Below are 24,719 nucleotides of genomic sequence, written 5' to 3' on the forward strand. Positions count from 1 at the left end.
CAAGACTTTGATATCTGATGATAAAATGCACAGATGCAGCTGGTGTGGTGAAGATCCGGTTTACCAAGACTATCATGATCTCGAATGGGGAGTGCCGGAATGGGACGGACGCGCCCTTTGGGAAAAGTTGATTCTCGACGGGTTCCAAGCTGGCCTCAGCTGGATCACAATACTTAGGAAGCGCGATAATTTTCGAACCGCCTTTGACGGCTTCGATCCTGAACAAATTGCCCGCTGGGGTGAGGATGAAGTGGCCCGACTATTGTCCGATCCCGGCATCATTCGCCATCGCGGCAAAATCGAAGCCACAGTCACAAACGCACAGGCCTATCTGGATCTGGGTGGATCCGAAGCCTTTGCAAAGATGATGTGGGACTATGTCGATGGCGCCCCTCTGATTGGGCATTACACCTGCCAAAAAGATGTCCCGACAAGCTCTCCCCTCAGCACACAGATCTCAAAAGATCTGAAGAAAGCCGGGTTCAAATTCTGTGGCCCGACAATCGTTTACGCCTGGATGGAGGCCTGCGGTATAATCATGAACCATACAACGGATTGCCACCGCTACAGCGATCTTAGCGAAGGCGGATAAGCAATTCGAGGCTGGGCACACCGGTCACACGCAACCCTTCGGCTCGTTCATAGGCGCGTATGGCCGCGCGGCCTTTTTCACCAATCACGCCATCGGCCCGGCCTGCTTCATATCCAAGTGCATTCAGACGGTTCTGCAACGCGACCCGTTCTTTGGTGCTCATGCCCCACGGGCGTTTGGGCACAGATGTTCGAAACGGACCTTCGCCCGCCATCCGATCCGCCAGATGCCCTACGCTGATCGCATAGCTGTCAGCATAGTTGTAGGCCTTGATCACCTGAAAGTTGGGATAAATCATCAGGGCCGGCCCGTTGGGTCCAGCCGGTAAAATAATCGCCCCCTTGCGTTTTCCCGACACCCCACGCCCGCTTGGGCGGGTGATCCCGAGCTTTGCCCATTGATCCAGAGAGCGAGGATACACTCGACCGGTCAGCGCAAGATCGAACCCCTGTGGCAGTCGCACTTCCTCCCCCCATCTTGGTCCTTTGGACCATCCATTTTCGGCCAGAAATGCCGCCGTTGATGCCAGCGCATCTGATGGATCAGCGCCCCAGACATTGCGCCGACCATCGCGATCATGATCCACCGCATGTTTCAGATAAGAACTGGGCATAAACTGCGTATGCCCCATGGCCCCGGCGTAAGACCCAACCATTTGCGAAGGCGACACATCCCCGGCTTGCAAAATCTGCAACGCAGCAATCAACTCCGCCTCAAACTGCTCGCGCCGTCGCCCCTCATAGGCCAGAGACGCAAGCGCTGAGAGGGTCGAGGTCTTGCCTCGAAATCCGCCAAAACTGCTTTCCATGCCCCAAATCGCCACAATCACGTATCGCGACACGCCATAGCGGCGTTCAAGCCCATCCAACAGACCGGCATACTTGCGCACCATGGATTTGCCAGTGTTGATCCGCGATTGGGACGCCGCCGAGGAAATATAGAAATCCAATGACTTAGCTGTTTCCGCAGGCTTGCGATCCGCTTTGATTACTGAGGACAGGTATTTCACTGACCGCAAGTTCTTCAACGTCGCCTGCTTGATCCCCGCGCGCCGGGCGCGTTTCTCAAACCCAGCCAACCAAGCACGGAAACCTGCATCAGCCATCAAGGCACTCGGAGCGACCGCTGCTGCAGCCAATACCATCAAAGAATAACGCCGTGAAACCATAACACTCCCCCATTCAACAGGCCCACCATACCCCAGCGGCGCCCCCTCTCAATCCCCCAACAATGCAAAAGGCGAGCTTCCGCCCGCCTTTTTTCTTGCCCGAAATACCTTGGGGGGGAGCCTCGAAGAGGCGAGGGGCAATGCCCCTGCCCGCTTTTGCGCGACACATAGCTTGCCCCGATGGACAACGCTGCCGCCCGTTCGACAGATGGGTTGCACTTTCAGCCCGCACCACCCACCCATCCAAGCGAAGCCCGCGTTCGTTCATCGCGCGGCGAATTGGGCAGAGAACTCCGTTTAACCAATGAGGTGGGCCGCGAAACAAATCTTTGGATGGTTGTTTAGGCCAAATTGGACTAATGAAACTCAAACAACCTTCCAACGTCTGCACATGTGAATATTTTGAACAGCCAACTGATCATAGCTTCCCACATTCTTGCCGTGCTCGCGCACCACAGAGATGATGGTGCAATAACGTCAGACATGTTGGCTGAAGGGTTCGGAACAAACCCGGTCGTGATCCGCCGGGTCCTTTCACAATTAAAGAAAGCGGGACTTATAGAAAGCCGCCCAGGGGCTGGCGGCGGAAGTATTCTTGCAAGGCCGCCAGAAAAAATTTCTCTCCGCGATGCCTATGGCGCGGTCGACGACGGCTCGGGCGGGTTTCTTTTTCGCCCGCGTGGCCAGTGCAGGGAGGGCGTCGATATTGCGCCCATAATCGGTGAATACCTGAACGAGCTGGCCGTCGATGCCAAAGAGACCCTTCTCCAAAGCCTCGAGAAGGTAAGCATTGCAGATCTGACCAGCGAGATCGGCAATCGTATTCGCTTAATCTCAACAGCTGCTTCTACTACGACCAAGTAAACGACCAGGCCTTGCAATCAGTAACTTTGGCGGTTACGAAAGCACGCCATTTCGTAACATCAAATGTTACTTTTAGCTCGACTTTGGAGAACCTTGAGAATGCAGACGGCGACAAACAGCAGATTTTCGGATCTAAATGGTATGGAACGGGTATTCCTGATCGGAACAGTCATCTGGACGCTGCTGCAGTTATCCCGGTTCATCGCGATCCCGCTTATCAATGAAATCGCCGCGGGCGCCGAATCAGAAGCCTGGTGCTATCCTGCATATCTCGATTTGTTTGCGGCGGTCTTTGCCGTGCCGCTGGCTTGGGCGGTCATTGCACGTCGGGGACTGTTGGTTTGGATCTTGGCTGTAGTGTACTGGGCAATCTCAATTGTTGATCACTTCGGCAACTTCGTCACGACGACCTATGTTGGCCCTCCATCCATCGCCGAAGGCATGAGCAATCCCTACCTCGTTCCCGCCATCATGACAGTGCTGGACGTGATCTTTCTGATTCTGCTGTTTGTGCCGCAATTTCGAAACATGTTCTTTCGCATGATCGGACCCGACAACAACTAGCATCGCGTCCCCGGCGTGAAATCAGTGAACGAATCTGATCGCACGCCGGGCAAGCACTTTCGACCCGCTTCGGCGCAGCGGGCGTTCCTTAATTTGGCCGAAAATTCGCGCATAAAGCCTACTCTGGCAATTGCTGCGTTGCGCTCAGACGTCATCAGACGTGCCCTGTTTGCCAAACCACCCCGGTCAATCTAAGCTTTTCGAATGAGACGTGCCATATTCGCAATCGCCGCCCTGAACTTTGTTTGGTTTTTCGCACTTGCTTTCGACCCACCCAATTTTCCAGACGTGGCAGGTCAGGGTTGGATAACACTCATTGGCCTCATACTGGCAGCGTTTCATATTCCGGCACTTATTCTCGCAGTTAACAGAAAAGCCGAATGGCTGGCGCTAAGCCTCGTACTCATCCCACTGATCTACTACCTCAACGGTGTGATACAAGGGGCGGTAAGCTAAACACGCAACAGATGATTTGCGTTCAGCGCCATCAGGCCAATTGTCCGCACCCCATTCAGCAGGTGTGATCGCTTCATCCACCAACACAAACCGAGGGTCAAAATCGGGGCAACACCAAAGCTCATGCATACCGCCGGCACATGCATGTCACTCAAGATCTTGCCTCTTTTTCTTGCTTCATATACCTCGGGGTGAGCCGCGCATGCGGCGAGGGGCAGCGCCCCTTCAGGCTCACGCAGCAAGCCCCTCCAATCGGCAAAAGCCTGGCTCATCCGCAATGGAAAATGCGCGAATTACCCCTCAATCAGAGAGGTCAAGATCGCTCTGGCGCTATCGGAATTCCAATTCGCTTCGCCGCGCATCCGCGCGATTTCATTGCCTTCCGGATCCAGGATTACGGTGGCAGGCAAACCAAACACCCCCATGTCACGGGCCAGAGCCTGAGTGGGGTCCAGAAGGATCGGAAGATCGGTCACACCAACCTTTTCGAAGAACATCTCGATGGCTGGCACCCTGTTACGCCCAGTGGCGATGGGAACCACTTCAAACGCCTCTCCCCCCAGTTCCTTTTGCAACGCATCCAGCGCTGGCATTTCCTTGCGGCAAGGAGCGCACCAAGTGGCCCAGAAATTCAGGAGGACGTATTTCCCTTGATAGTCGGACAGGCTGTATTCCCCCCCCGACGTATCCAAGAAGGAAGCTGCGCTGGCAACCACTGGCTCGGAATGGAACACAAGCTTTTTCATCTCGCCTTCACGCAACGCTTCCAAAGCCGCTGTATCGGCAAACGCGGCATTTGCACCAAGCGCGAGGGACGCGTATAGCAAGGCGGAACGCAAGACAGACATGTGACCTCCGAAGGGCAAACGAATGAGTGACAGCACGAAATCTGCAAACGCCATGTGGGGCGGCCGTTTCAGCGCCGGTCCAGACGCCATCATGGAAGCGATCAACGCATCCATCGGCTATGACCAGCGCATGGCCCGACAAGACATCGAAGGCTCGCGCGCCCACGCCGCGATGTTGGCGGCGACAGGCGTGATTACAGATAGCGATGCAGATGCGATCCGTGAAGGGCTTCTCACCGTATTGTCAGAGATCGAGAAGGGCGAGTTCCAGTTCTCAACCGCTCTTGAAGACATTCACATGAATGTCGAAGCGCGTCTGAAAGAGATCGTGGGCGAGCCCGCAGGCCGTCTGCACACGGCGCGCTCGCGCAATGACCAGGTCGCGACCGATTTCAAATTGTGGGTGCGCGGTCAGATGGATGCCGCCATTGAAGGTCTGACTGCCCTTGTGCGGGCGCTTTTGTCGCAGGCCGAAATGGGCGCGGATTGGGTGATGCCCGGCTTTACCCATCTGCAAACCGCCCAGCCGGTGACTTGGGGCCATCACATGATGGCCTATGTCGAGATGTTTGGCCGCGACATTTCCCGCTTTGAAGACGCGCGCAAGCGGATGAACGAATGCCCGCTGGGCTCGGCGGCGCTCGCTGGCACTTCTTTCCCGATTGATCGCCACATGACCGCCGAGGCGCTTGGTTTTGACCGCCCCACCGCCAACTCGCTCGACGCTGTGGCGGATCGGGATTTTGCGCTGGAGTTCCTCTCCGCGTCCACTCTTACCGCCATGCACCTGTCGCGCCTTGCCGAAGAGCTGGTGATCTGGTCCTCCGCCCAGTTCCGTTTTGTACGCATGTCGGACAAATGGTCCACCGGGTCGTCGATCATGCCGCAGAAACGCAACCCGGATGCCGCAGAACTGCTGCGCGCTAAGATCGGTCGGATCATGGGCGCCTCGGTGGGTCTGATGACAGTGATGAAGGGGCTTCCGCTCGCCTATTCCAAGGACATGCAGGAAGACAAGGAACAGGTCTTTGACGCTGCCGACAACCTGATGTTGGGGCTTGCCGCCATGACCGGCATGGTCAGCGATATGGAAGGACAGCGCGAAAACCTCGAAGCCGCAGCGGCGTCGGGCTTTTCGACGGCCACCGATCTCGCTGACTGGTTGGTGCGTGCACTGAATATGCCATTCCGCGACGCCCACCATGTGACCGGATCGCTGGTGGCCATGGCCGAGGGTAAAGGCTGTGACCTGCCGGACCTGTCGCTTGAGGAAATGCAGTCTGTGCATGACGCGATCACTTCGGAGGTGTTCGACGTGCTGGGCGTACACAATTCGGTTGCCTCGCGCACGTCTTACGGCGGCACCGCCCCTTCTGAGGTTCGTAAGCAGATCGCGCGCTGGACGGAGAAGCTGGCATGATCCGCATCGTCCTGATCCTGACCCTTCTGGGGCTTGCTGCATGCGGCGCAGATGGCGAGCCGATCCGACCGGGATCGCCCGAGGATGGGGCGGCGCAGTAACCCCGCCTGGTTCAACAATCCTGAACGCCGGTCCCTATGGCCGGCGTTTTCATTTGCGAGGCTCTGCCTCGCGCTCCGGGATTCTTTCAGTCAGAAGAAGAAAGGGGAGTTCTTGTTGAACGTGCGGCGCAGTTCCGCTAGGGCAGAAGAAAGCGCAGACAGAACAACAAACACGAGGAACCCTCGCCCGTGGATCATTTCCTTTATCGCGATGGCGTGTTGCACGCCGAAGACGTTTCCATACCCGAGATTGCAGCCCAGGTGGGCACGCCGTTTTATGTCTATTCGGCGGCAACGCTGAAACGTCATATCTCGCTGTTCAACGAAGCGTTGGAATGGGCGGATCATCTGGTTTGCTTTGCGGTGAAATCCAACTCGAACCTCGCGGTGTTAAAGCTCTTGGGTGATTTGGGCGCGGGTATGGATGTGGTGTCGGGTGGCGAGTTTCACCGCGCGATTGCCGCCGGTGTGCCGGGTGAACGGATTGTCTTTTCCGGCGTGGGCAAGACGAAAGATGAGATGCGTTTGGCATTGGGCCACAATATCCGCCAGTTCAATCTTGAAAGCGAACCGGAATATCGTGCGCTGTCTGAAGTAGCGAGCGAGATGGGCGTAGAAGCCCCGGTGGCCGTGCGGGTGAATCCGGATGTGGATGCCAAGACCCATGCCAAGATCTCAACCGGGAAGTCGGAAAACAAGTTCGGCATCCCGATCGCGCGCGCGCGTGAAGTTTATGCCGAGATCGCCAAGCTGCCGGGTCTCAAGGTGGTTGGAATTGATGTGCATATCGGCAGCCAGTTGACCGAGCTGGAGCCGTTCCGGCTGGCCTATCAGAAAGTGGCCGAATTGACTGAAGCGCTCCGTGAAGACGGCCATGACATCACCCGGCTGGATCTGGGTGGCGGGCTCGGCATTCCTTATGAGCGTTCAAATGATGCGCCACCCCTGCCAATTGAATATGGGCAGATGGTGCGCGAAACCGTCGGCCATCTGGGTTGCGAAATCGAGATTGAACCGGGGCGGCTGGTCTCGGGCAACGCAGGGCTGATGGTCAGCTCTGTCATCTATGTGAAAGAGGGCGAAGGCCGCGATTTCCTGATTGTGGACGCGGCGATGAACGACCTTGTGCGCCCGGCCATGTATGAGGCACATCACGACATCATTCCGGTGATCGAGGCCGAGCCAGGCGTTGAGCAGCGTGGCTATGACATTGTCGGACCGATCTGCGAAACCGGCGACACTTTTGCGAAAGAGCGCAATATGGCGCCGCTGAAATCCGACGACCTGATCGCCTTCCGTTCAGCCGGGGCCTATGGTGCGGTGATGGCGTCGGAATATAATTCGCGCCCCCTGATCCCGGAAGTTCTAGTCTCGGGTGAGCAATTTTCCGTTATTCGCGCCCGTCCCACCTATGAAGAAATGCTTGGCCGCGATACCATCCCCGAGTGGATGTAACCAAAACGGGGTGACATGACCCGGCCAAACCTTTCGCCCGAGCTGATGAAACAGCTGCGCTGGCCCCTGCGATTGACATGGGCCGCGATTGGGTTGGAGCGGGGCTGGCGTGCATTCTGGCCCCTGGCAACGGTGGGCATGAGTGCGGTGGCATGGGCTCGGTTTGTAGGGTTTCAGGCGACAGGGTTTGCGATTCTGGGCGTTGCAGTGCTGGTCACGCTGGTCTGGGGGTTGCGCAAGTTCCACCTCCCGTCACGTAGAGATGTCGAGGCAAGGTTGGATCAAACGTTGCCTCACGCCCCTTTTGCCGCCTTGCGAGATCTGCCAGCGCAACCAGAAGGGTCGGACGCATCGCAAACGTTATGGCAGGCACATGTGGCAAGGATGGAAGAGGTCGCCACACATGCAACGGCGCCCCAGCCCAATCTGAGTGTTGCTGACAACGATCCATTTGCCCTGCGCCTGATGGCGGCGGTGGCCTGCGTCATGGCCTTGGGATTTGGGGGCGTGCCAGGCCATATGCCGATCATTGACAACACCGCCACGGCGTCCTGCCCGGGCTGCCCCGTGGCCCCATCCTGGGAAGGCTGGATCGAGCCGCCTGCTTATACTGGCCACCCTAGCCTTTACCTGAACGATCAGCCCAACGGGGCCCTTCCCGTTCCGGCTGGAAGCCGCCTGACCTTGCGGTTTTATGGTCTTGAAGATGGGGCGGTGTCGTTATCAGGAGAGGTGTTCTCAGGTTCTGCTGCTGCCCAGATGCAGGCCGAGATCTCGCAAGACAGCAACCTTTCCATCAATTTGGGCCGCGGCGAGCCGAACCCCAGCTGGCGCTTCTCCGCAATTGGCGATTTGCCACCAGAGATCCGAACCAATGGCGATCTGACGCAAGAGCTTTCTGGGACATTTCAACAAGGGTTTGTGGCAACAGATGACTATGGGGTGGCTGCGGGTACCGCCACAATCAACTTGAACCTGCCGCGCGTGAACCGGAGCTACGGCCTTATCCATTCTCCCAACCCGCGCCCGGAATTGCAACTGGACCTGCCGCGCCCCTACCGAGGGGAGATGCAGCAGATCGAAGAGGTATGGGAGGAAAACCTCGCGCAACATCCTTGGGCCGGGCTTGCCGTAATCGTGGATTTGATGGTGGAAGATGCGATGGGCCAGACGGGCGAGGCCCGCCCACTTCACATTTCCCTTCCTGCGCGCCGATTTTTCACGCGTGAAGCCCGCGCGCTTATCGAGCTTCGTCGCGATCTGCTTTGGGCTCGCGAAGGGGCGGCCCGTGTTGCGCAACTCCTTCGCGCGGTGTCACACCGCCCGGAAGATCTGGCCTTTCCAGAAGGAAGCTATCTGGCGCTGCGCGCTACAATTCGGGATCTGGAGGAAGGTATCAGGGCAGGGCTAACCCCGGATATACAAGACAGGATCGCCCAATCACTTTGGGACATTGCCCTCTCTTTTGAAGAGAACGGGCTTGAAAGCGCCCGCGATAGGCTGACCCGCGCGCAGAAACGCCTTGAGCAGGCGATGCAAGACGGTGCGACTCCGGAAGAATTGGCAGAACTCATGGACGAGCTGCGCCGTGCGATGAACGATTATCTCGACCGTCTTGCCCAGATGCCGCAAGATGCCCAGCCTGATCAACAAAGCCCAAATGGCAATGGCATGGAAATGAGTTCTGCCGACCTCGACGCCATGATGGACCGGATTGAAGAATTGATGCGTGAAGGGCGCATGGATGAGGCCATGCAGATGCTCGAAGGCCTCCGGCGCATGATGGAGAACATGCAGGTCACACAGGGCCCGGGCGAGGGGCAAAACCAACAGGCCCGCGATGGGTTGGAAGATACCTTGCGTCAACAACAGGGGCTGTCAGACGAAGCATTCCGAGATTTGCAGGAACAGGGTGGACAGGGCAATCAGGCCGGGGAATCCCAGGGTAATACCGGACGTGATGGCGGTCAGGGACGAGGGCAAAGCCATTCGGGTGAAGGCGGCGAACAAGGCGAAAATGGTCAACAAGGCGAAGGGCTAGCCTCGCGACAACGTCAACTTCAACAACAGCTTGATGCCCAGCGCCGTGCCCTGCCCGGCGTCGGGAGTGAAGCTGGCAACGCGGCCCGCGATTCCTTGGGTCAGGCAGGGCGTGCCATGGATGACGCCGCAGATGCATTGGACGAAGGCGATATCGCGGGCGCACTGGACCGTCAGGCCGAGGCGATGGAAGCGCTGCGCGAAGGCCTGAGACGCTTTGACGAAGCCATAAGCCAACAGGCAAACCGAGAAGGGCAGCAAGGGCAAACCGGACAAGATCAGGGCAATGCCAATGCGCGCGATCCTTTGGGCCGATCCACAGGAAGCCAATCAGGTCGAGGTGCAACTGATGGAGGTTTTGTCAGTGAAGAAGACATGCGTCGCCGCGCACAGGAACTCACCGATGAATTGCGCAAACGCTCTGGTGAAACGACCCGTCCACAGGGTGAACGGGACTATTTCGAACGGTTACTGGAACAATTTTGATCGTCGCGATGCGACGGGATCGGTCCCAAAGGGGCGCTGCCCCTCGGCCATTCGGCCTCACCCCGGGATATTTCCGACCAGAAAATAAGGAAATGTTAACCAATACCACAAAGACTGTGCAGTGCGGTACAGGCGGGGACGCCGATGACCGCACCAGGAAATGAGGCAACTCATTGTTCGACGTCAGATAACTTTGACCTTTGCGTCTTAAATTGACACGGACACCCAGAACCGGATGTTTGTGGTTGCGCTGCGAATGTCCGGTTCATACAGCGCGGCGGTTATAGTCGGGAAGGATGCGGTGGGTTTGCTTTGCCGGACAAAATTGCTATCTGCGCAAAGTCCGCTTTCGATTATTTGAGAGACTGGGCGTATTCCTCAAGCTGCGTCGCGACGGTGCCCCACCCATCGTAGAACCCCATGTCTTCGTGGCTCTGACGGGCTTCTGGAGATCGGTGACGTGCGGTGGCGGTGTAGGTCGTTCCGCCATTTCCATCGTCGGCAAACTCGATGATGGCTGTCATAAAGGGATCAGCGGCCGGCTTCCAACCTTCGCAATAGGTGTCGGTGAAGACCAAGCGTTCCCCTTCAACCACTTCGAGATAGACGCCTTCGCTTTCCATCCTATGGCCTTCGACGTTCATCGTAGTGTTGAACTTACCGCCGACCCGCAAGTCAATCTCGCTGGCATCGACCCCATGCGGCTTGGGCACAAAGAAATTCTTGATGTGCTCCGGTGTGGTCCAGCACTCCCAAAGCAGGGTGCGGGGCGCATTGATCGTGCGGGTAAATGTGAGGTCAGTTTTCGGATCAAGTTTCATATGTTGCGCTCCTGCGTAAGGTTTTTGACATAGTCGTCAAAGCGGTCGAGCCGTCCCTCCCAAATCGCGCTCTGTTCGCTCAGCCAGTCTTTGGCAGGTGTAAATGCATCCGGCGCAAGCGCGCATATGCGTGTTCGGCCCTGCTTCCTCGATATGATAAGATTGGCTCGCTTCGAGCTTCTTCAGGTGCGCCATAAACGAAGGCAGCGCCATGTCGTGCGGCTTAACCAACTCGCTCACTGACGCTTCGCCCCTTGCAAGACGCTGAAGGATCATACGCCGTGTCGGGTCACCAAGAGCTGAGAAGTACAGGTCGAGGTCAGAATCATACTTAGACATATCCCTTAGCAATGCGAGAATCAGGCGCGATCAAGATACTTAGCGAAATTCCTAAGTGATGCCGAAGCTGACATTCACTGCACCCTGCCGAATATGAAATTTGAACTCACAGTTCGCTGCCCCAGCATCAAGCAATGAGCTAACTCATTGGGGAGGCTTTACGGTCTCCCCTTCCCTTTTCTGGTTAAAATATCCTGGGGTGAGCGCATAGCGCGAGGGGCAAAGCCCCTATTTGTGACGCGTAGCGGCGCATAAAAAGCCCGAGCTTTGCGAGGTCAATCTTACAACGCCAATCACATCCGTTTGCGAGCCGAAAGCGCGGCGGAAATTGTGCCTTCGTCGAGATAGTCGAGCTCCCCGCCGACCGGCACACCTTGCGCGAGGGAAGAGACCAAGCAACGTCCCTCGAGTTCTTCGGCGATATAATGGGCCGTGGTTTGACCATCAACAGTGGCATTCAGTGCAAGGATGACTTCGGTGATCTCTTCTTCAATCACACGGGTTACAAGGCGCGGGATACCCAGATCCTCGGGGCCAACGGCATCGAGAGCCGAGAGCGTGCCGCCAAGCACGTGATAGCGTCCCTTAAAGATGCCAGCACGTTCCATCGCCCAAAGGTCGGCTACATTCTCGACCACACAGATCTCACCTTTGGCGCGTTTGGCAGACGTACAGATGTCGCAACGATCCGAGGTCGAGACATTGCCACAGGTCACACATTCCCGCGCCGTTTCAGCGACTGCCTGCATGGCGTCAGCCAACGGCGTCAGCACAAGGGCACGTTTTCGGATGAGGTAAAGCACCGCGCGGCGGGCCGAGCGCGGACCAAGGCCGGGCAGCTTGGCCATCAGCTCGATCAGGTTCTCGATATCACGCGGTGCGTCTGTCATGAAAAACGACTGCCGATCAGAACGGCAGGTTCATATCCTTGGGCAGGCCGAGGCTGTCAGTCAGTTCCTGCATCTCGCGCTGTGAGCGATCCTGCGCCTTAGCCTGAGCATCTTTGATGGCGGCGAGGATCAGGTCTTCGACCACTTCCTTTTCATCCGGGTTGAAGATGGTCGGGTCGATTTCGAGCGCAGTCAGCACGCCTTTGGCAGTGGCGGTGGCTTTCACCAGACCTGCGCCGCTTTCGCCGACAACCGTCATGGTTTCCAGGCTCTCCTGCATTTCCGCCATGCGGGTCTGCATTTCCTGCGCCTTTTTCATCATCCCGGCCATGTCGCCGAGCCCACCAAGTCCTTTGAACATCTGATGCTCCTTAAATTTCAGCTTGGCCCTTAGATACGGGCGGGGATGCGGGGTTACAAGAAGAGGTTATTCTTCCTCAAACGGATCCCATTCGTCTTCGACCTCTTGCAGGCCCTCCGTGGCGGCCTCTTGAGCGAGGTCGGCAGTGGATCGGATGTCTGTCACCTTTGCCTTCGGGAACGCCGCAATGACCGCCTGAACCAACGGGTGCGCTTCAGCTTCTTGCCTCAAGGCGAGCTTCTCTCCATCTCGCACTTCTACGATGGTTGGCTCTTCGCATCCGTTGACCAGCGTGACGCCCCAGCGCACCCCGGTCCATCCATGCAGACGCTGCGCCAGACGCGCGGCGAGATCCTTGGGGGCATCCTCTGTCGGCGTGAACTCGATCCGTCCCGGTTGATAGGCCGCCAGACGCACACAGCCTTCGACTTCAACAAGCAGCTTCACGTCGCGGTTGGTGCGGATCAGCTCCAGCACGTTTTCAAAACGCGCGTAGTGTGCAAGTGCGTTGTCCGGGGCCGTCGCCACCGCAAGTGCGGTTGGGCCAGACGGGCGGCCTGTCGGGGCGGACGCATATCCGCCGATTGCCGAGTTGCCGCCATTTCCACCGGGCGCAGGAGCCCCGCCTCCACCATCAGGTGCAGGTGGCGGAGCAGGGGCGTCTTTCAGTTTTTTCACAAGCTCTTCTGGCGTTGGTAAATCCGCAACATGGGTCATTCGAATGACCGCCATTTCCGCTGCCATCATGGCATTCGGGGCATGGGCCACTTCTTCCAGTGCAGTCAAAAGCATTTGCCACATGCGCGCGAGCACCCGCATTGGCAGTTTTTCGGCCATCGCCTGACCACGGGTACGTTCGTCAGGCGACACGGTGGGATCGTCCGCCGCTTCGGGCGTGATCTTGATCACCGAGACCCAATGGGCGACTTCAGCCAAATCCCGCAGCACGGCCATCGGATCCGCCCCATCGGAATACTGCGCGCCGATTTCCGAAAGCGCACCAGCCGCATCGCCGCGCATGATCAGATCAAAAAGGTCGAGCACCCGGCCCCGGTCGGCCAGCCCCAGCATGGCACGCACCTGATCAGCAGTTGTTTCACCAGCCCCATGAGAAATCGCCTGATCGAGAAGCGACTGCGCATCACGGGCAGACCCTTCCGCAGCACGGGTGATCAGGGCAAGCGCGTCATCCGCGATCTCAGCCCCCTCCGCCGCGGCGATCCGTTTCAGCATCGCCAACATATCTTCGGGTTCAATCCGGCGCAGGTCAAACCGTTGGCAGCGCGACAGCACCGTGACTGGGACTTTGCGAATTTCAGTGGTGGCGAAGATGAATTTCACATGGGCGGGCGGCTCTTCGAGTGTCTTCAGAAGCGCGTTGAACGCGCTGGTCGAGAGCATGTGAACTTCATCGATAATGTAGATCTTGTAGCGTGCCGAGGCCGCCCGGTAATGCACACTTTCGATGATCTCGCGAATGTCGCCCACGCCGGTCCGCGAGGCCGCGTCCATTTCCATCACATCCACATGGCGGCCTTCGGCAATCGCAACGCAATGTTCACATTTGCCACAAGGTTCGACTGTCGGTCCGCCTTGCCCATCCGGCCCGATACAGTTCATCCCCTTGGCGATGATCCGGGCAGTGGTGGTCTTGCCCACACCGCGGATCCCGGTCATCACGAAGGCCTGCGCGATCCGGTCGCTTTCAAACGCATTCTTGAGCGTCCGCACCATCGCCTCTTGCCCCACGAGATCGGCAAAGGTCTCGGGGCGGTATTTACGGGCAAGCACCTGATAGGGCTTGTTTTCCTGCTGGGCGTCGGCGGGCGTGTCGGACATGTGAACCTTATGAAGCGGATTCGTATTCAGGGCAGAGTAAGCGCCCCGGTCCGGTTCGTCCACCGAAAGACCACCGGGAAAGCCCTAGACCCTCTTGGTCAATCCCAGACCGCATGATAGGTGCGTCGCATGACGTTCTTTGCCATCCATTCCCTGCCCGCTGGCAACGGCACTTTAGGCATCTGCCCCCTGCCCGGGGTTCTCTCCCCATACGCTGATGACCTCACGCTTGTCACAGCATGGAACCCGGACTTGGTGCTGACCATGACCGAACATGCTGAGATGGTAGCAGCGGGCGCAGCATCCTTAGGGGATGACCTGCAGGATGAAGGTTTCAGTTGGTATGCGCTTCCAATCGCAGATTTCGGAACACCGGGGGATGAGGTGGTCGCGACATGGCCAGAAGTCTCTGCATTAGCACTGGCGATTTTGCGAAGTGGAGGCAAGGTGTTGGCCCATTGTCGCGGTGGCTGCGGTCGCTCCGGCATGGTGCTGATGCGGTTGATGGTCGAACTGGGAGAGGCGCCAGACGAAGCACTGGCCCGGCTGCGCGCGGTGCGCCCCTGTGCGGTGGAAACACAGGCGCAGCAGGACTGGGCCGCCGCGCCTGCACATGACGGGGCTTAACGTCCTTTTTTGTGATGCGAATCTCGAACCACACTATTCACCATCTTGCCGAACGCTTTATCGCGCGCACGGGACTCGGCGATGGTCTCAGAGTTGCGCCGATCTTCCGCCTGTAGTTTTTGCCAGCGACGCAACCGATCCGGATCAAGCTCGTCATTTTCGATAGCGGCCTGCACCGCACAGCCCGGTTCAGAACCATGCTGGCAATCGGAAAAGCGGCAGGCTGCGGCGAGTGTGACCAGATCGTCAAACAGTGCGTCGATCCCTTCCCCCGCATCCGCCAGACGCAAAGCCCGCATTCCCGGCGTGTCGATGAGCCAACCACCGTTTCGTGTGGGCCGAAGCGCCCGGGATGTGGTGGTATGGCGCCCTTTTGCATCATCCTCGCGGATACCCTGTGTGGCGTCATACAGCCCGCACAGACCGTTCATCAGCGTGGTTTTCCCAACACCGGATGAGCCGACAAGAGCCGCCGTCTGCCCTGGCGACAGCCAGCCTTCCAGCTGGCCAATCCCGTCCGGGTCCAGAGCGTTGATTGCGAGCACCGGGAGCGCTGGCGCAAGTCGCTCTGCCTCGCGCACCATCTCGCGGGGATCGTCGCATTGATCCGCCTTGGTCAGCACCAAAACCGCAAAGCAACCGGCCTCATGCGCCAGCGCCAGAAAACGTTCGATCCGCGCCGGATTAAAATCAGCGTTGCAGGACGAGGTGATGAAAAGCACATCTACATTGGCCGCAATCAACTGCATCCGTGCATCCGTGCCAGCGGCGCGACGCTTAAGCTCGGTCTGGCGTTCCAGCAGATGGGTAATGCGATACTGTTCATCTGCCAGCACCCAATCCCCCACGGCAAAATCGCCGGTGGAGTGATCGGTCGAGATCAGACCAGTTTCGCCCTCCACCCCAAGGGCGGACAGTCGGTCGCGGTGCACTTCGCTGATGCGAAACGGGGTAAGCTCACTCAGATCCAAAGCCTGGCGAGCAAAGTAATTGGACCATCCAAGGTCCGTCAGATTGTAAGTCATGTGTTTGCCTGTGTGATAGGACACAACAATTCCGAATATCGCAGTGCGACGGCAGAATGGTGGATCAGGCAGTGATCTTGGCCACTTTGGCGCAGTAGATCAGAAACGTCCTGCCTGAAGGGTGTTTGCGACAATCATAAAGTCCCTCCATCTAGTGTTTCGCGTTCGTTACCCTCTCGGTGATTGCTCCAATCGCCTAACGGGTGCTTCAAAATCTGCGATTTTGAAGCTAGGTGAGAGGCTGAACACGACCCAAGCGGGGCTCGTTGTGGCTGCTTCCTTCCGGACCTGACCAGGTTGGCGAGGCGCCTGCCCGCGCCAACCTCTCGCTGCCTCATATAAGTTGGGTCGCGGGGTGATGCAAGCCTTGCGAGCAAGACCGCCATGGGAATTCATCGTCTTTGCTGATGTCGTCACAACATCAGCTCGTAAACAGAGAAACCACGCGCGTTCTTTTCGCGAACCATGCGCATATTCATCTCAGGAAAATCCTCTAGATACCGTCGCGCTTCAGGTGCCGAGGGAAACTGAACGCTGGCACCGGCCACCGGAGCAAAGCTCCATTGGCGGTCATATCCCGGAGCGATCCGCCCTGTATCCTCGACAAAATGGCGCAGCAGATCACGGATCGAAATTGGCTTAACCGGAACGATTCGCGACGGGTCAATGATGGGAAAACCTCCGCCGCCCCGAATGCGGAAATCACTGGTCGCCAGCAGGAACTCATCACTTTCAGCGACAGGCTTACCCTGATAACACAAATCCCGAACCCGTAGGGAATTTGGGTCGTTCAACTGACCTGACGGGGAAAATCGAGCAGGTTGCGAAAGGTCGATCTGATAGGTCAGCCCCAATACGCTTTCGAGCAGATACCCCGGCGTGCCGGGCGCTTTCAGGGTCTGAAACCGCTGACCAGGCACCACTTGACTGAACACACTGGCTGACCGTTCGAGCCAATTGTGCAGATACGCGCCATTGGCCCTCACCAAGGCAAGCTCATTGGGGAATATGTAAAGATCCGCAACCGAACGCAGCGTGAGTTCACCTGCATCGATTGACGTGTAATATCCGGGTCCACCCAGCCCCCCGCATTTGAACGCGGCAGATGACGCCAATACCGGCAGGTCGGGGGCTGCTCCGGCTTCGATCAGCTGACAGGTGAAATCAGCCATCGCCTGTTGAACTAGGCGCGTCGAGGGGTCTGCCCCGACAAGCGAGAAATAGCTGTTCAGATCCTGATGTGCATATCCGATCCTTGTGCGCACATGCGTCAGGGTGCTTTCGTGCAACTGGCCCAGAAGTGTCGAAAACTCTGGTCCAATCTGCTCACTTCCCCGCTCTGCAACCTCGCGCAAATTGGCGCTCTTTGAGACGACCCGCCAGCCATCAGCAGTCCCTTCCAGATCTAGGTCAATCACACCGAGATGGGATCCCCAAAATCCGGGTACGACAACGGGCTTGCCGTGTATCAATCCGGGATCTTCCTCCACCTCGGGATGATCCAACCAGTGATGAGCAGTCTCTAAATCAGACGCTGGGCGTGGGAAATGTTGATGTGCATGGCCGCCGATCACAACATCCACCCCGGGTAGTGCACAAAGAGGGATGATGGCATTTTCCATGCCCTCCTGCGGCTCAACTTCACCTATTCCGCTGTGCGCCAGAGCCACCACCAGATCCACACCTTTTGCCCGCAGCCGAGGGATGAAATCACGCGCCGCTTCAAGTATGTCTCGGGTCGAAAGCGTGGGGGCATCATCTAAGTCTGAGTGGATCGAGTTGGGTGGCAGAAAACCGATTACGCCGATCCGGACCAATTTCTGTTCGCCTTCGCTATCAGGAAACACACGATTGAGGATTGTGTAGGGCGGTACAAAAGTACTGTCATAGGAGGGTCTCCCACCTCTGTTCAAAACCGTATTGGCCGAGATGATCGGAAATTCAGCCTGCTCAATCGCCGAGAGAAGGACATCCACACCACGGTCGAAATCATGGTTGCCCAGCGTCGCCACATCATAGCGCAAGTGATTCATTGCAGCGATCATTGGGTGGACATCAGCATCGGTTGAGGCATTCGATGCACGCTCGACCACCAAATCCCCCATTGCTGTCCCGTGCAAGAAATCTCCCGCATCAAAAAGCAGCGTATTTCGTTTCTCTGTTCGGGCCTGCTGGATCAATTTCGCGGTTTGCGCCAGCCCCAGTCGCGAATTGGGCCGGTCGGTCAGATAGTCATAGGGCAGAAGGTGCATGTGCAGATCTGTCGTCGCCATAAGCCGAAGTTGCATTCGACTGATGACTTCCTGCTGCGGATCCTCTGACACGGCATCTAACATATGTTATCGCCTCACATTTCTGCCTCTGAGCCGCGCATGTCCATCATTTTGCCTAGGGTATTTGCACATTGCATTGCGGCGGAGTGTTCTGCAATGTCAGCTTAACCCTGCTCACCGCCACCCACCATCAAAAGATGAGTATTTCTATATAATACCCCCAAAGGTTGCATTAACGCCTCACCAGAACAGGCTCTACCGCCCACTCCCTGCCAAGAATGGAAACTTTCATGAGAAACTCTGAAACCGTCAGCTTTGGTGCAGGACGTCTGGATCGCGCGGCCCATCTGCGGAATGAACCAGAAAAACTCGCAGACATGCAGACGGGTGGAAAGTATCTGCCAATATGGCGCGGGAAACCTCTTGTGCGCCAGTTGGATGATGGCACATGCCAACTTGAGTGGTTGGAGCCAACACATGAAATCATATCCGAATGCAACGAGGCGCCGAATTTTCTTGGACTGTCCGACGGCACTCCCGTTTTTGCCTGCAATGTGCCGGACTGGGAGGGCGTGTTGCACCCCGACACCAGCAGCTTTCTGGATACGGCGGAACATCATAACCCGGCTGCACCTGATGGGGCAGGTTTTCTTGAGCTTCGCACGATGCTCACGACCCTCTCCCCGCAGGAAGGAGAAATCGCTGCCACAGCCCGTGCCATTCTCGAATGGCATCGCACCCATCGGTTTTGCTCATTCTGCGGGCAGGCATCGGAAAGCGCTGACGCTGGCTGGCAACGCAACTGCCCTTCTTGCGGACGAATGCATTTCCCGCGCACCGATCCAGTGGTGATTATGTTGATCACCCATGGGAACCGGGTTCTTGTTGGGCGGTCCCCGGGCTGGCCAGACGGGATGTATTCCCTTCTTGCCGGGTTTATGGAACCGGGCGAAACGATTGAAGCTGCCACACGACGAGAGGTGTTTGAGGAAACTGGCGTGAAGGTGGGCGCGGTGTCTTATCTGGCGTCCCAACCTTGGCCCTTTCCGGCCTCGTTGATGATAGGTACATGCGGAGAGGCCACCACAGATCAAATCAGGATTGATCCGCATGAGCTTGACGACGCGCTATGGTTGACACGCGAAGAAATGATGCAGGCCTTCGCAGGCCAACACCACAAGGTCAAACCCGCGCGCGCAGGCTCCATCGCCCATTTTCTGCTTAGAAACTGGCTTGCAGATCAACTGGATTAGACGCACATTAAAGCGCGAAACCAGACCCGGATCTGACCGGGCACGCGACGGGGCCATCATGAAATTTTCCACTCGTGAAGATATTGCTGCCAACATCGAATATGTTTTTGCAGCTGTATCCGATTTCGATGGCATGGAACGTGCCGCGCTGCGCCGGGGGGCTGAAGTGGTGCGCACCGATGCATTGGCTGCACCTGGGCGCGGAATGACCTGGCAGGCCCGCTTTCCTTACCGCAATCGAGATCGCGATGCGGATCTTGAGCTGATCAAGTATGATGCCCCACATGGGTTGACCCTGTTTTCCAAAGTGTCTGGGATTGAGGCGCAAGTGCGGGTGGACCTCATGTCCCTGTCTCCGCACCGCACACGGATGAACCTGGACGTGGAATTGAAACCAAAATCCATTCCTGCCCGACTGCTATTGCAATCAATGAAATTGGCGCGGGCCAATATGGTCAAGCGGTTCCGCCATCGCGTCGCTGACTACGCGCAAACAATCGAAGACCGTGTGCGGCGGTAATTCGTCCGCCCGCCGCGCGTAGGGTCTGGGGTTAAATATCGCGACTGGGATCGCGCGGATAAACACCCAGAATATCCACCGTCTCAGTAAAGTGGTCCAATTCTTCCAATGCCAGACGCACGCCCGGATCTTCCGGATGCCCGTCGATATCCGCATAGAACCGCGTTGCCGTGAAAGACCCATCCACCATATAGCTTTCGAGCTTGGTCATGTTCACACCATTGGTCGCAAAGCCGCCCATTGCCTTGTAAAGCGCAGCCGGAATGTTGCGCACCTGAAAAACAAAAGTGGTGATCATACCGTGCTCGCCGCGGCGCTCATGTTGCGGCTCGCGCCCCATGATGACAAACCGTGTGGTGTTGTGACCGTGGTCCTCGACATCTTCTGCCAACACATCGAGCCCATAGATCTCGCCTGCCAATGAGGACGCGAGAACCCCTTCGCCCGCCACTTTGGTCTTGGCCAGCTTTGCGGCCGCCCCAGCGCTGTCGGCTGCTGACACACCCTTGATTCCGTGCAGCTTCAGGAAATTCGCGGATTGTGGCAGCAAGACCAGATGGGCGCGCACCAGATTGATATCAGCAACTTTTGCACCGGGCAGCCCCAGCAGGCTGATTCTCACTCGCACAAAGGCTTCATCAAGAACATGCAGTCCACTTTCAGGCAGCAGACGGTGGATGTCAGCGACCCGCCCATAGGTCGAGTTTTCAATCGGCAACATTGCCTGATCCGCCGCACCGGACCTGACGGCTGCGATCACATCCTCAAAGGTGTCACAAGGCATTGCCTCCATATGCGGACGCGCCTTGATGCAGGCCTCGTGTGAATAGGCTCCGGGTTCCCCCTGAAATGCGATCCGACCGGTCATTTGCTACCTTCCTTCTGCGCCTAGGGCAATTTGTCCATGGCTGTTAGCGTCATATCGCTTGAAATGACAGTTGGGAAGCGGCTAGAAGGCTTCTAACTTTAGGATGAGACGAGACGCGACATGTTCGACACTATGACACTGACGAAAGCTGGTGGGGCCATCTGTAGCGCCCTGCTGATCTTCCTTCTGGGCAACTGGGTGGCCAGCAGCCTTTATGCCTCGGGTGGCGGACATGGCGACGAAGACCATGCCTCAACCGGTTATGTAATTGCCGTGGCAGATGACAGCCACGCCGAGGACGAAGCCGAAGAAGCCGTGCCCTTCGCCGACCTTCTGGCGGCAGCCGACGTTGCCAAGGGCGAAAAAGCCTGGAGCAAGTGTAAAGCCTGTCACAAGCTGGAAGACGGCGCCAACAGCAGCGGCCCCCATCTCTTCGGTTTGGTGAACCGTCCAATCGCATCGGTTGGTGGCTTCAACTACTCTGAGGCCCTGCTCGGCCACGGCAGCGACACCTGGACGCCAGAAAAACTCAATGAGTGGCTCGCCAGCCCGAAAGCCTTCGCGCCTGGCACCAAAATGAGCCTGAGCGTGAAAAAAGAGGGCGACCGCGTCAACCTGATTGCGTATCTGCAATCAATCGGCGGCTAAACGTCTGACCACATATTCTTAAAAGGCCGTCAGCCCCGTGCTGGCGGCCTTTTTTATGGCCAACAAAACGGAAGCCGCCAGTTAGCGTGCAAAAACTTGCTCAGTGCGGGCGTTTAACGCAGAGTTCACCAAGTTGCGCCTTGAATGTTATCCGGGTGCAGTTTTAGCTTGGAATTACAAAAATTTCGCGCATTTACGGAGGAGAACACATGCAAGAGGCCCGCAAAGGAAAGACCCGTTCGGCTGTGGCAAAAGCCGTACCCGCCCCTGCCGAAGCGCCCGTATGGCAAATCGCCCTGACTGGCATGGTTGCGGCCGCAGCACTTACCCTCACCGCGTGGTCCGCTCGGGCAGATGCGGTTACCGTAGCGCATGGATATTCCAATTTTGGATCCCTCAAGTACGAACAAGGGTTTACGCATCTTGATTATGTGAACCCGGACGCCCCAAAAGGGGGCACCTATTCGGAATCCGGGCTTGGTAATTTCGACAGCTTCAACCCCTACACCCGCAAAGGCCGCCCCGCCCAGCGCGCCACGATCGGAGTGGAGAGCCTGATGGCAGGCACTGCGGACGACGCTTATGGGATGTATTGCTTCCTTTGCACCACACTGGAATATCCCGAGAACCTTGATTGGGTGGTCTTCAATCTGCGCGACGATGTGACGTTTGCCGATGGCACGCCCATGACCGCCGCGGATGTTGAGTTCAGCTTTAACCTCATTCTTGAACAAGGAATCTTCGAATATCGGTCAGTTGTCTCCAGCCTTGTGACCAACGTCGAAGTGCTTGGACCCTACCAGATAAAATTCACATTCTCTGACACCGCCCCCATGCGCGAGAGGATCAGCTTTGCCGGCTCTTCCTCCGTATTCTCCAAAGCATGGTTCGAGAAAACCGGGGCGCGTCTTGATGAGCGCAGCGACGCACCTTTCATGACCACCGGCGCCTATATGCTCGACAATCATGAATATAATCGCTTTGTCACCTACAAACGCAATCCCGATTACTGGGGCTATGATCACCCTCTCAATGTCGGAACGAACAATTTCGACAAAATCCATATTGTTTATTTCGGTGACGGCACCGCAGCGCTGGAAGGCTTCAAAGCAGGAACCTACACCTTCAGGAACGAAAACTCCTCAAAGGACTGGGCACTAAGTTACGATTTCCCGGCGATGAAAAGCGGGGATGTGGTGAAGGAAGAGATCACTGACGAAACGGTCGGACAGGCGCAAAGTTTCATCTTCAATCTGGATCGCACAAATTGGCAGGACAAGCGGGTTCGTGACGCCATCGAGATGATGTTCAATTTTGAATGGTCCAATGAGACACTCTTTTACGGGCTGTATGAACGGGTCGATAGTTTCTGGCCCGGGTCGGATCTTGCGGCCGCTGGGGCTCCCAGTGCAGGTGAGATTGCCATTCTGCAGCCGTTGGTCGATCAGGGCCTGATCCCGGAGAGTGTATTGAGCGAAGACGCCCCTACACCAACCGAGAACCGCGCAGGAGACAGCCAGCCTTCGCGAAAAGTGCTGCGCGCTGCCTCAAAGCTTCTGGATGAAGCCGGTTGGGTGGTCGGCGATGACGGGACGCGCAGCAAGAATGGGCAACCATTAACGTTGACCTTTGTCACCTTCAGCCCGCTGTTTGACCGGATCATCAACCCCTATATCGAGAACCTGCAACGGATCGGCGTACAGGCCAAACTGGACCGCGTCGACAGCTCGCAACTGATCGAACGCGAGCGTGAAGGCAAATTTGACCTAGTGACCCATTCTTTCACTCTGGGCTTTGAACCAGGAGAAGGGTTGAAACAATGGTTCGCATCCAGCACAGCCGATGACAGTTCGCGCAACCTGATGCGCCTGCGCGATACGGCGGTTGACGCGCTTTTGCCAGTCGTAAGCGAAGCACAGACGCTTGAAGACTTGCGCACAGCTGTCCATGCGCTGGATCGTGTGCTCCGCCATCGGGGGTTCATGGTGCCGCAATGGTATAAAAACAAACACACCGTTGCCTATTATAACATGTATGAGCACCCGGAAGACCTGCCACCTTATGCGCTGGGGCAACTGGACTTCTGGTGGATCAGTGCAGAAAAGGAAGCAGCACTGAAGGCCTCTGGCGCGTTGCGCTGATACCCGAGCAATGAAACAATAACAGGACCTCTCAATGGGCGCTTATATCCTGCGCAGGCTGCTTCTGATCATCCCGACACTGCTTGGGATCATGATTGTAAACTTTGCCCTGACCCAATTTGTCCCCGGTGGGCCAATTGACCAGATCATCGCCCAGATGGAAGGCGAGGGGGATGTGTTTGAAAGCATCACCGGCGGCACTTCGGAGATAAGCGGCAACGGCGGCGGGGATGAACGCTATCTTGGCGCACGTGGTTTGCCACCCGAGTTCATCGCGGAACTGGAAAAAGAGTTTGGCTTTGACAAGCCTCCCGTTGAACGATTCTTCCTGATGATGTGGAACTATATCCGGCTTGATTTTGGCGAGAGCTATTTCCGATCCATTGGCGTGTTTGAACTGGTCGCCGAGAAAATGCCGGTTTCAATCACACTGGGGCTTTGGTCCACAGTCATTGCTTATATCGTATCGATCCCTCTGGGCATCCGAAAGGCGGTGCAGGACGGGTCGCGTTTTGACACCTGGACCTCGGGTATGATCATCGTGGCCTATGCAATCCCCGGTTTTCTTTTCGCGATCCTGCTTCTGGTGGTGTTTGCTGGCGGGTCTTATTTTCAGTGGTTCCCTCTCAGGGGCCTGACCTCGGACAATTTTGAAGAACTGAGCCTATTGGGGAAAATTGGCGATTATTTCTGGCACATCACCTTGCCGGTCCTCGCCACGACCATCGCGAGCTTCGCCACGCTGACACTGCTTACGAAAAACAGTTTCCTCGACGAGATCAAAAAACAGTATGTGGTCACAGCGCGCGCCAAGGGGCTTGCGGAAAACCGGGTGCTCTACGGCCATGTGTTTCGCAACGCGATGCTGATTGTGATTGCCGGTTTCCCTTCGGTGTTCCTGGGCGTGTTTTTTGGAAGCTCCGTGATCATCGAAACGCTTTTTTCGCTGGATGGTCTGGGCAGGCTTGGCTTCGAGGCGGCACTGCAACGTGACTATCCCGTCATCTTCGGCACGCTTTTCGTGTTTGGGCTGATTGGGCTAGTGGTCGGAATCCTGTCGGACCTCATGTATGTCTTTGTCGATCCACGGATCGATTTCGAAGCGCGGGAAACATAAGAA

The 24,719-nt window shown here is 57.0% G+C and carries 23 protein-coding genes, 1 other RNA gene and 1 pseudogene; 13 read left to right on the forward strand and 12 right to left on the reverse strand.

Going from position 1 to position 24,719, the window contains the following annotated elements:
- Positions 1 to 25 precede the first annotated feature (25 nt).
- Positions 26 to 592, forward strand: coding sequence for a DNA-3-methyladenine glycosylase I (locus O2N63_RS00445; RefSeq protein ID WP_271052047.1), 567 nt, complete (start codon positions 26 to 28; stop codon positions 590 to 592).
- Here O2N63_RS00445 and O2N63_RS00450 read toward each other — a convergent pair.
- A complete protein-coding gene (locus tag O2N63_RS00450; RefSeq protein ID WP_271052049.1) occupies positions 576 to 1,760 on the reverse strand; it encodes a lytic murein transglycosylase in 1,185 nt (394 codons plus the stop codon). The two genes, O2N63_RS00445 and O2N63_RS00450, sit on opposite strands and share 17 nt — an antisense overlap.
- A 393-nt stretch (positions 1,761 to 2,153) precedes the next feature.
- On the opposite strand from O2N63_RS00450, the gene O2N63_RS00455 reads away from it, so the two are divergent.
- The 3 genes from O2N63_RS00455 to O2N63_RS00465 all read left to right on the forward strand — a co-directional run bounded on the left by O2N63_RS00455 (position 2,154) and on the right by O2N63_RS00465 (position 3,644).
- Entirely contained in the window at positions 2,154 to 2,624 is a 471-nt protein-coding gene (locus O2N63_RS00455) for an Rrf2 family transcriptional regulator (protein ID WP_271052050.1), read from the forward strand.
- Positions 2,625 to 2,723: 99 nt separating this feature from the next.
- Positions 2,724 to 3,188: a hypothetical protein gene (locus tag O2N63_RS00460; RefSeq protein WP_271052051.1), complete on the forward strand. Its 465-nt coding sequence runs from the start codon at positions 2,724 to 2,726 to the stop codon at positions 3,186 to 3,188.
- Between the two features lie 204 nt (positions 3,189 to 3,392).
- Positions 3,393 to 3,644 (forward strand): hypothetical protein, encoded by a 252-nt coding sequence (locus tag O2N63_RS00465; protein ID WP_271052052.1) that lies wholly within the window; start codon positions 3,393 to 3,395, stop codon positions 3,642 to 3,644.
- Here the strand turns inward: O2N63_RS00465 and O2N63_RS00470 are convergent.
- On the reverse strand, positions 3,641 to 3,916 hold the full coding sequence (locus tag O2N63_RS00470; protein ID WP_271052053.1) for a hypothetical protein: 276 nt from the start codon (positions 3,914 to 3,916) through the stop codon (positions 3,641 to 3,643). The genes O2N63_RS00465 and O2N63_RS00470 overlap by 4 nt on opposite strands.
- A gap of 21 nt (positions 3,917 to 3,937) precedes the next feature.
- A complete protein-coding gene (locus O2N63_RS00475) occupies positions 3,938 to 4,492 on the reverse strand; it encodes a TlpA family protein disulfide reductase (protein WP_271052054.1) in 555 nt (184 codons plus the stop codon).
- A gap of 22 nt (positions 4,493 to 4,514) precedes the next feature.
- Here O2N63_RS00475 and argH point away from each other — a divergent pair, with 22 nt between their 5' ends.
- The 3 genes from argH (at position 4,515) to O2N63_RS00490 (ending at position 9,994) form a co-directional block, all read left to right on the forward strand.
- Positions 4,515 to 5,912 carry an argininosuccinate lyase gene (argH, locus tag O2N63_RS00480; RefSeq protein ID WP_271052055.1) on the forward strand — a complete coding sequence of 466 codons (1,398 nt, stop codon included), beginning with the start codon at positions 4,515 to 4,517 and terminating at the stop codon, positions 5,910 to 5,912.
- Positions 5,913 to 6,202: 290 nt separating this feature from the next.
- On the forward strand, positions 6,203 to 7,468 hold the full coding sequence (gene lysA, locus O2N63_RS00485; RefSeq protein WP_271052056.1) for a diaminopimelate decarboxylase: 1,266 nt from the start codon (positions 6,203 to 6,205) through the stop codon (positions 7,466 to 7,468).
- A 15-nt stretch (positions 7,469 to 7,483) separates the two neighbouring features.
- Positions 7,484 to 9,994 carry a DUF4175 domain-containing protein gene (locus O2N63_RS00490; protein ID WP_271052057.1) on the forward strand — a complete coding sequence of 837 codons (2,511 nt, stop codon included), beginning with the start codon at positions 7,484 to 7,486 and terminating at the stop codon, positions 9,992 to 9,994.
- A gap of 353 nt (positions 9,995 to 10,347) precedes the next feature.
- On the opposite strand, the gene O2N63_RS00495 is transcribed toward O2N63_RS00490, so the two are convergent.
- From O2N63_RS00495 to O2N63_RS00515, 5 genes and pseudogenes are all read right to left on the reverse strand, one after another.
- Entirely contained in the window at positions 10,348 to 10,815 is a 468-nt protein-coding gene (locus O2N63_RS00495) for an SRPBCC family protein (protein ID WP_271052059.1), read from the reverse strand.
- Positions 10,812 to 11,154: pseudogene (locus tag O2N63_RS00500) on the reverse strand (ArsR/SmtB family transcription factor). Before O2N63_RS00500 ends, O2N63_RS00495 begins: the two are co-directional and overlap by 4 nt.
- A gap of 293 nt (positions 11,155 to 11,447) precedes the next feature.
- On the reverse strand, positions 11,448 to 12,044 hold the full coding sequence (gene recR / locus O2N63_RS00505) for a recombination mediator RecR (RefSeq protein ID WP_271052061.1): 597 nt from the start codon (positions 12,042 to 12,044) through the stop codon (positions 11,448 to 11,450).
- A 16-nt stretch (positions 12,045 to 12,060) separates the two neighbouring features.
- Positions 12,061 to 12,405, reverse strand: a complete 345-nt coding sequence (locus tag O2N63_RS00510) for a YbaB/EbfC family nucleoid-associated protein (RefSeq protein WP_271052063.1) — start codon at positions 12,403 to 12,405, stop codon at positions 12,061 to 12,063.
- Between the two features lie 66 nt (positions 12,406 to 12,471).
- Positions 12,472 to 14,244: a DNA polymerase III subunit gamma/tau gene (locus O2N63_RS00515; protein WP_271052064.1), complete on the reverse strand. Its 1,773-nt coding sequence runs from the start codon at positions 14,242 to 14,244 to the stop codon at positions 12,472 to 12,474.
- A gap of 129 nt (positions 14,245 to 14,373) precedes the next feature.
- On the opposite strand from O2N63_RS00515, the gene O2N63_RS00520 reads away from it, so the two are divergent.
- Positions 14,374 to 14,871: a phosphatase domain-containing putative toxin gene (locus O2N63_RS00520; RefSeq protein ID WP_271052066.1), complete on the forward strand. Its 498-nt coding sequence runs from the start codon at positions 14,374 to 14,376 to the stop codon at positions 14,869 to 14,871.
- Here O2N63_RS00520 and rsgA read toward each other — a convergent pair.
- From rsgA to O2N63_RS00535, 3 genes are all read right to left on the reverse strand, one after another.
- Entirely contained in the window at positions 14,868 to 15,896 is a 1,029-nt protein-coding gene (gene rsgA, locus O2N63_RS00525) for a ribosome small subunit-dependent GTPase A (RefSeq protein WP_271052068.1), read from the reverse strand. The genes O2N63_RS00520 and rsgA overlap by 4 nt on opposite strands.
- 231 nt (positions 15,897 to 16,127) lie before the next feature.
- An RNA gene (gene ffs / locus O2N63_RS00530) (signal recognition particle sRNA small type) lies at positions 16,128 to 16,225 on the reverse strand.
- Between the two features lie 84 nt (positions 16,226 to 16,309).
- The gene (locus O2N63_RS00535) at positions 16,310 to 18,232 is read right to left on the reverse strand and encodes a bifunctional 2',3'-cyclic-nucleotide 2'-phosphodiesterase/3'-nucleotidase (protein ID WP_271052069.1); all 1,923 of its coding nucleotides are present in this window, start codon (positions 18,230 to 18,232) and stop codon (positions 16,310 to 16,312) included.
- Positions 18,233 to 18,459: 227 nt separating this feature from the next.
- Here O2N63_RS00535 and nudC point away from each other — a divergent pair, with 227 nt between their 5' ends.
- Both nudC and O2N63_RS00545 read left to right on the forward strand, forming a co-directional pair.
- Positions 18,460 to 19,422, forward strand: coding sequence for an NAD(+) diphosphatase (nudC, locus tag O2N63_RS00540; RefSeq protein WP_271052070.1), 963 nt, complete (start codon positions 18,460 to 18,462; stop codon positions 19,420 to 19,422).
- Positions 19,423 to 19,480: 58 nt separating this feature from the next.
- Positions 19,481 to 19,942 (forward strand): SRPBCC family protein, encoded by a 462-nt coding sequence (locus O2N63_RS00545; RefSeq protein ID WP_271052071.1) that lies wholly within the window; start codon positions 19,481 to 19,483, stop codon positions 19,940 to 19,942.
- Positions 19,943 to 19,973: 31 nt separating this feature from the next.
- On the opposite strand, the gene O2N63_RS00550 is transcribed toward O2N63_RS00545, so the two are convergent.
- Complete coding sequence (locus tag O2N63_RS00550; protein ID WP_271052072.1) at positions 19,974 to 20,810, reverse strand: prephenate dehydratase; 837 nt, start codon at positions 20,808 to 20,810, stop codon at positions 19,974 to 19,976.
- A 120-nt stretch (positions 20,811 to 20,930) separates the two neighbouring features.
- On the opposite strand from O2N63_RS00550, the gene O2N63_RS00555 reads away from it, so the two are divergent.
- From O2N63_RS00555 to O2N63_RS00565, 3 genes are all read left to right on the forward strand, one after another.
- Positions 20,931 to 21,458 (forward strand): c-type cytochrome, encoded by a 528-nt coding sequence (locus tag O2N63_RS00555; RefSeq protein WP_271052073.1) that lies wholly within the window; start codon positions 20,931 to 20,933, stop codon positions 21,456 to 21,458.
- 209 nt (positions 21,459 to 21,667) lie between these two features.
- Positions 21,668 to 23,599, forward strand: a complete 1,932-nt coding sequence (locus O2N63_RS00560) for an extracellular solute-binding protein (RefSeq protein WP_271052074.1) — start codon at positions 21,668 to 21,670, stop codon at positions 23,597 to 23,599.
- A gap of 34 nt (positions 23,600 to 23,633) precedes the next feature.
- Entirely contained in the window at positions 23,634 to 24,716 is a 1,083-nt protein-coding gene (locus tag O2N63_RS00565) for a microcin C ABC transporter permease YejB (protein ID WP_271052076.1), read from the forward strand.
- The last annotated feature ends 3 nt before the right edge of the window (positions 24,717 to 24,719 follow it).

This window comes from Aliiroseovarius salicola, assembly GCF_027891095.1.
In the GTDB taxonomy this organism is placed as follows: Bacteria; Pseudomonadota; Alphaproteobacteria; order Rhodobacterales; family Rhodobacteraceae; genus Aliiroseovarius; species Aliiroseovarius salicola.

Excerpts from the sequence above, each read along its gene's own strand:
- O2N63_RS00555 (WP_271052073.1), top strand. The coding sequence starts at position 20,931 with ATGTTCGACACTATGACACTGACGAAAGCTGGTGGGGCCATCTGTAGC.
- O2N63_RS00535 (WP_271052069.1), bottom strand. The coding sequence starts at position 18,232 with ATGTTAGATGCCGTGTCAGAGGATCCGCAGCAGGAAGTCATCAGTCGA.
- O2N63_RS00460 (WP_271052051.1), top strand. The coding sequence starts at position 2,724 with ATGCAGACGGCGACAAACAGCAGATTTTCGGATCTAAATGGTATGGAA.
- O2N63_RS00470 (WP_271052053.1), bottom strand. The coding sequence starts at position 3,916 with ATGAGCCAGGCTTTTGCCGATTGGAGGGGCTTGCTGCGTGAGCCTGAA.
- O2N63_RS00565 (WP_271052076.1), top strand. The coding sequence starts at position 23,634 with ATGGGCGCTTATATCCTGCGCAGGCTGCTTCTGATCATCCCGACACTG.
- O2N63_RS00520 (WP_271052066.1), top strand. The coding sequence starts at position 14,374 with ATGACGTTCTTTGCCATCCATTCCCTGCCCGCTGGCAACGGCACTTTA.
- O2N63_RS00560 (WP_271052074.1), top strand. The coding sequence starts at position 21,668 with ATGCAAGAGGCCCGCAAAGGAAAGACCCGTTCGGCTGTGGCAAAAGCC.
- O2N63_RS00445 (WP_271052047.1), top strand. The coding sequence starts at position 26 with ATGCACAGATGCAGCTGGTGTGGTGAAGATCCGGTTTACCAAGACTAT.
- recR (WP_271052061.1), bottom strand. The coding sequence starts at position 12,044 with ATGACAGACGCACCGCGTGATATCGAGAACCTGATCGAGCTGATGGCC.
- O2N63_RS00515 (WP_271052064.1), bottom strand. The coding sequence starts at position 14,244 with ATGTCCGACACGCCCGCCGACGCCCAGCAGGAAAACAAGCCCTATCAG.
- rsgA (WP_271052068.1), bottom strand. The coding sequence starts at position 15,896 with ATGACTTACAATCTGACGGACCTTGGATGGTCCAATTACTTTGCTCGC.
- O2N63_RS00550 (WP_271052072.1), bottom strand. The coding sequence starts at position 20,810 with ATGACCGGTCGGATCGCATTTCAGGGGGAACCCGGAGCCTATTCACAC.
- O2N63_RS00450 (WP_271052049.1), bottom strand. The coding sequence starts at position 1,760 with ATGGTTTCACGGCGTTATTCTTTGATGGTATTGGCTGCAGCAGCGGTC.
- nudC (WP_271052070.1), top strand. The coding sequence starts at position 18,460 with ATGAGAAACTCTGAAACCGTCAGCTTTGGTGCAGGACGTCTGGATCGC.
- O2N63_RS00510 (WP_271052063.1), bottom strand. The coding sequence starts at position 12,405 with ATGTTCAAAGGACTTGGTGGGCTCGGCGACATGGCCGGGATGATGAAA.
- O2N63_RS00465 (WP_271052052.1), top strand. The coding sequence starts at position 3,393 with ATGAGACGTGCCATATTCGCAATCGCCGCCCTGAACTTTGTTTGGTTT.
- O2N63_RS00475 (WP_271052054.1), bottom strand. The coding sequence starts at position 4,492 with ATGTCTGTCTTGCGTTCCGCCTTGCTATACGCGTCCCTCGCGCTTGGT.
- O2N63_RS00495 (WP_271052059.1), bottom strand. The coding sequence starts at position 10,815 with ATGAAACTTGATCCGAAAACTGACCTCACATTTACCCGCACGATCAAT.
- argH (WP_271052055.1), top strand. The coding sequence starts at position 4,515 with ATGAGTGACAGCACGAAATCTGCAAACGCCATGTGGGGCGGCCGTTTC.
- O2N63_RS00545 (WP_271052071.1), top strand. The coding sequence starts at position 19,481 with ATGAAATTTTCCACTCGTGAAGATATTGCTGCCAACATCGAATATGTT.
- O2N63_RS00490 (WP_271052057.1), top strand. The coding sequence starts at position 7,484 with ATGACCCGGCCAAACCTTTCGCCCGAGCTGATGAAACAGCTGCGCTGG.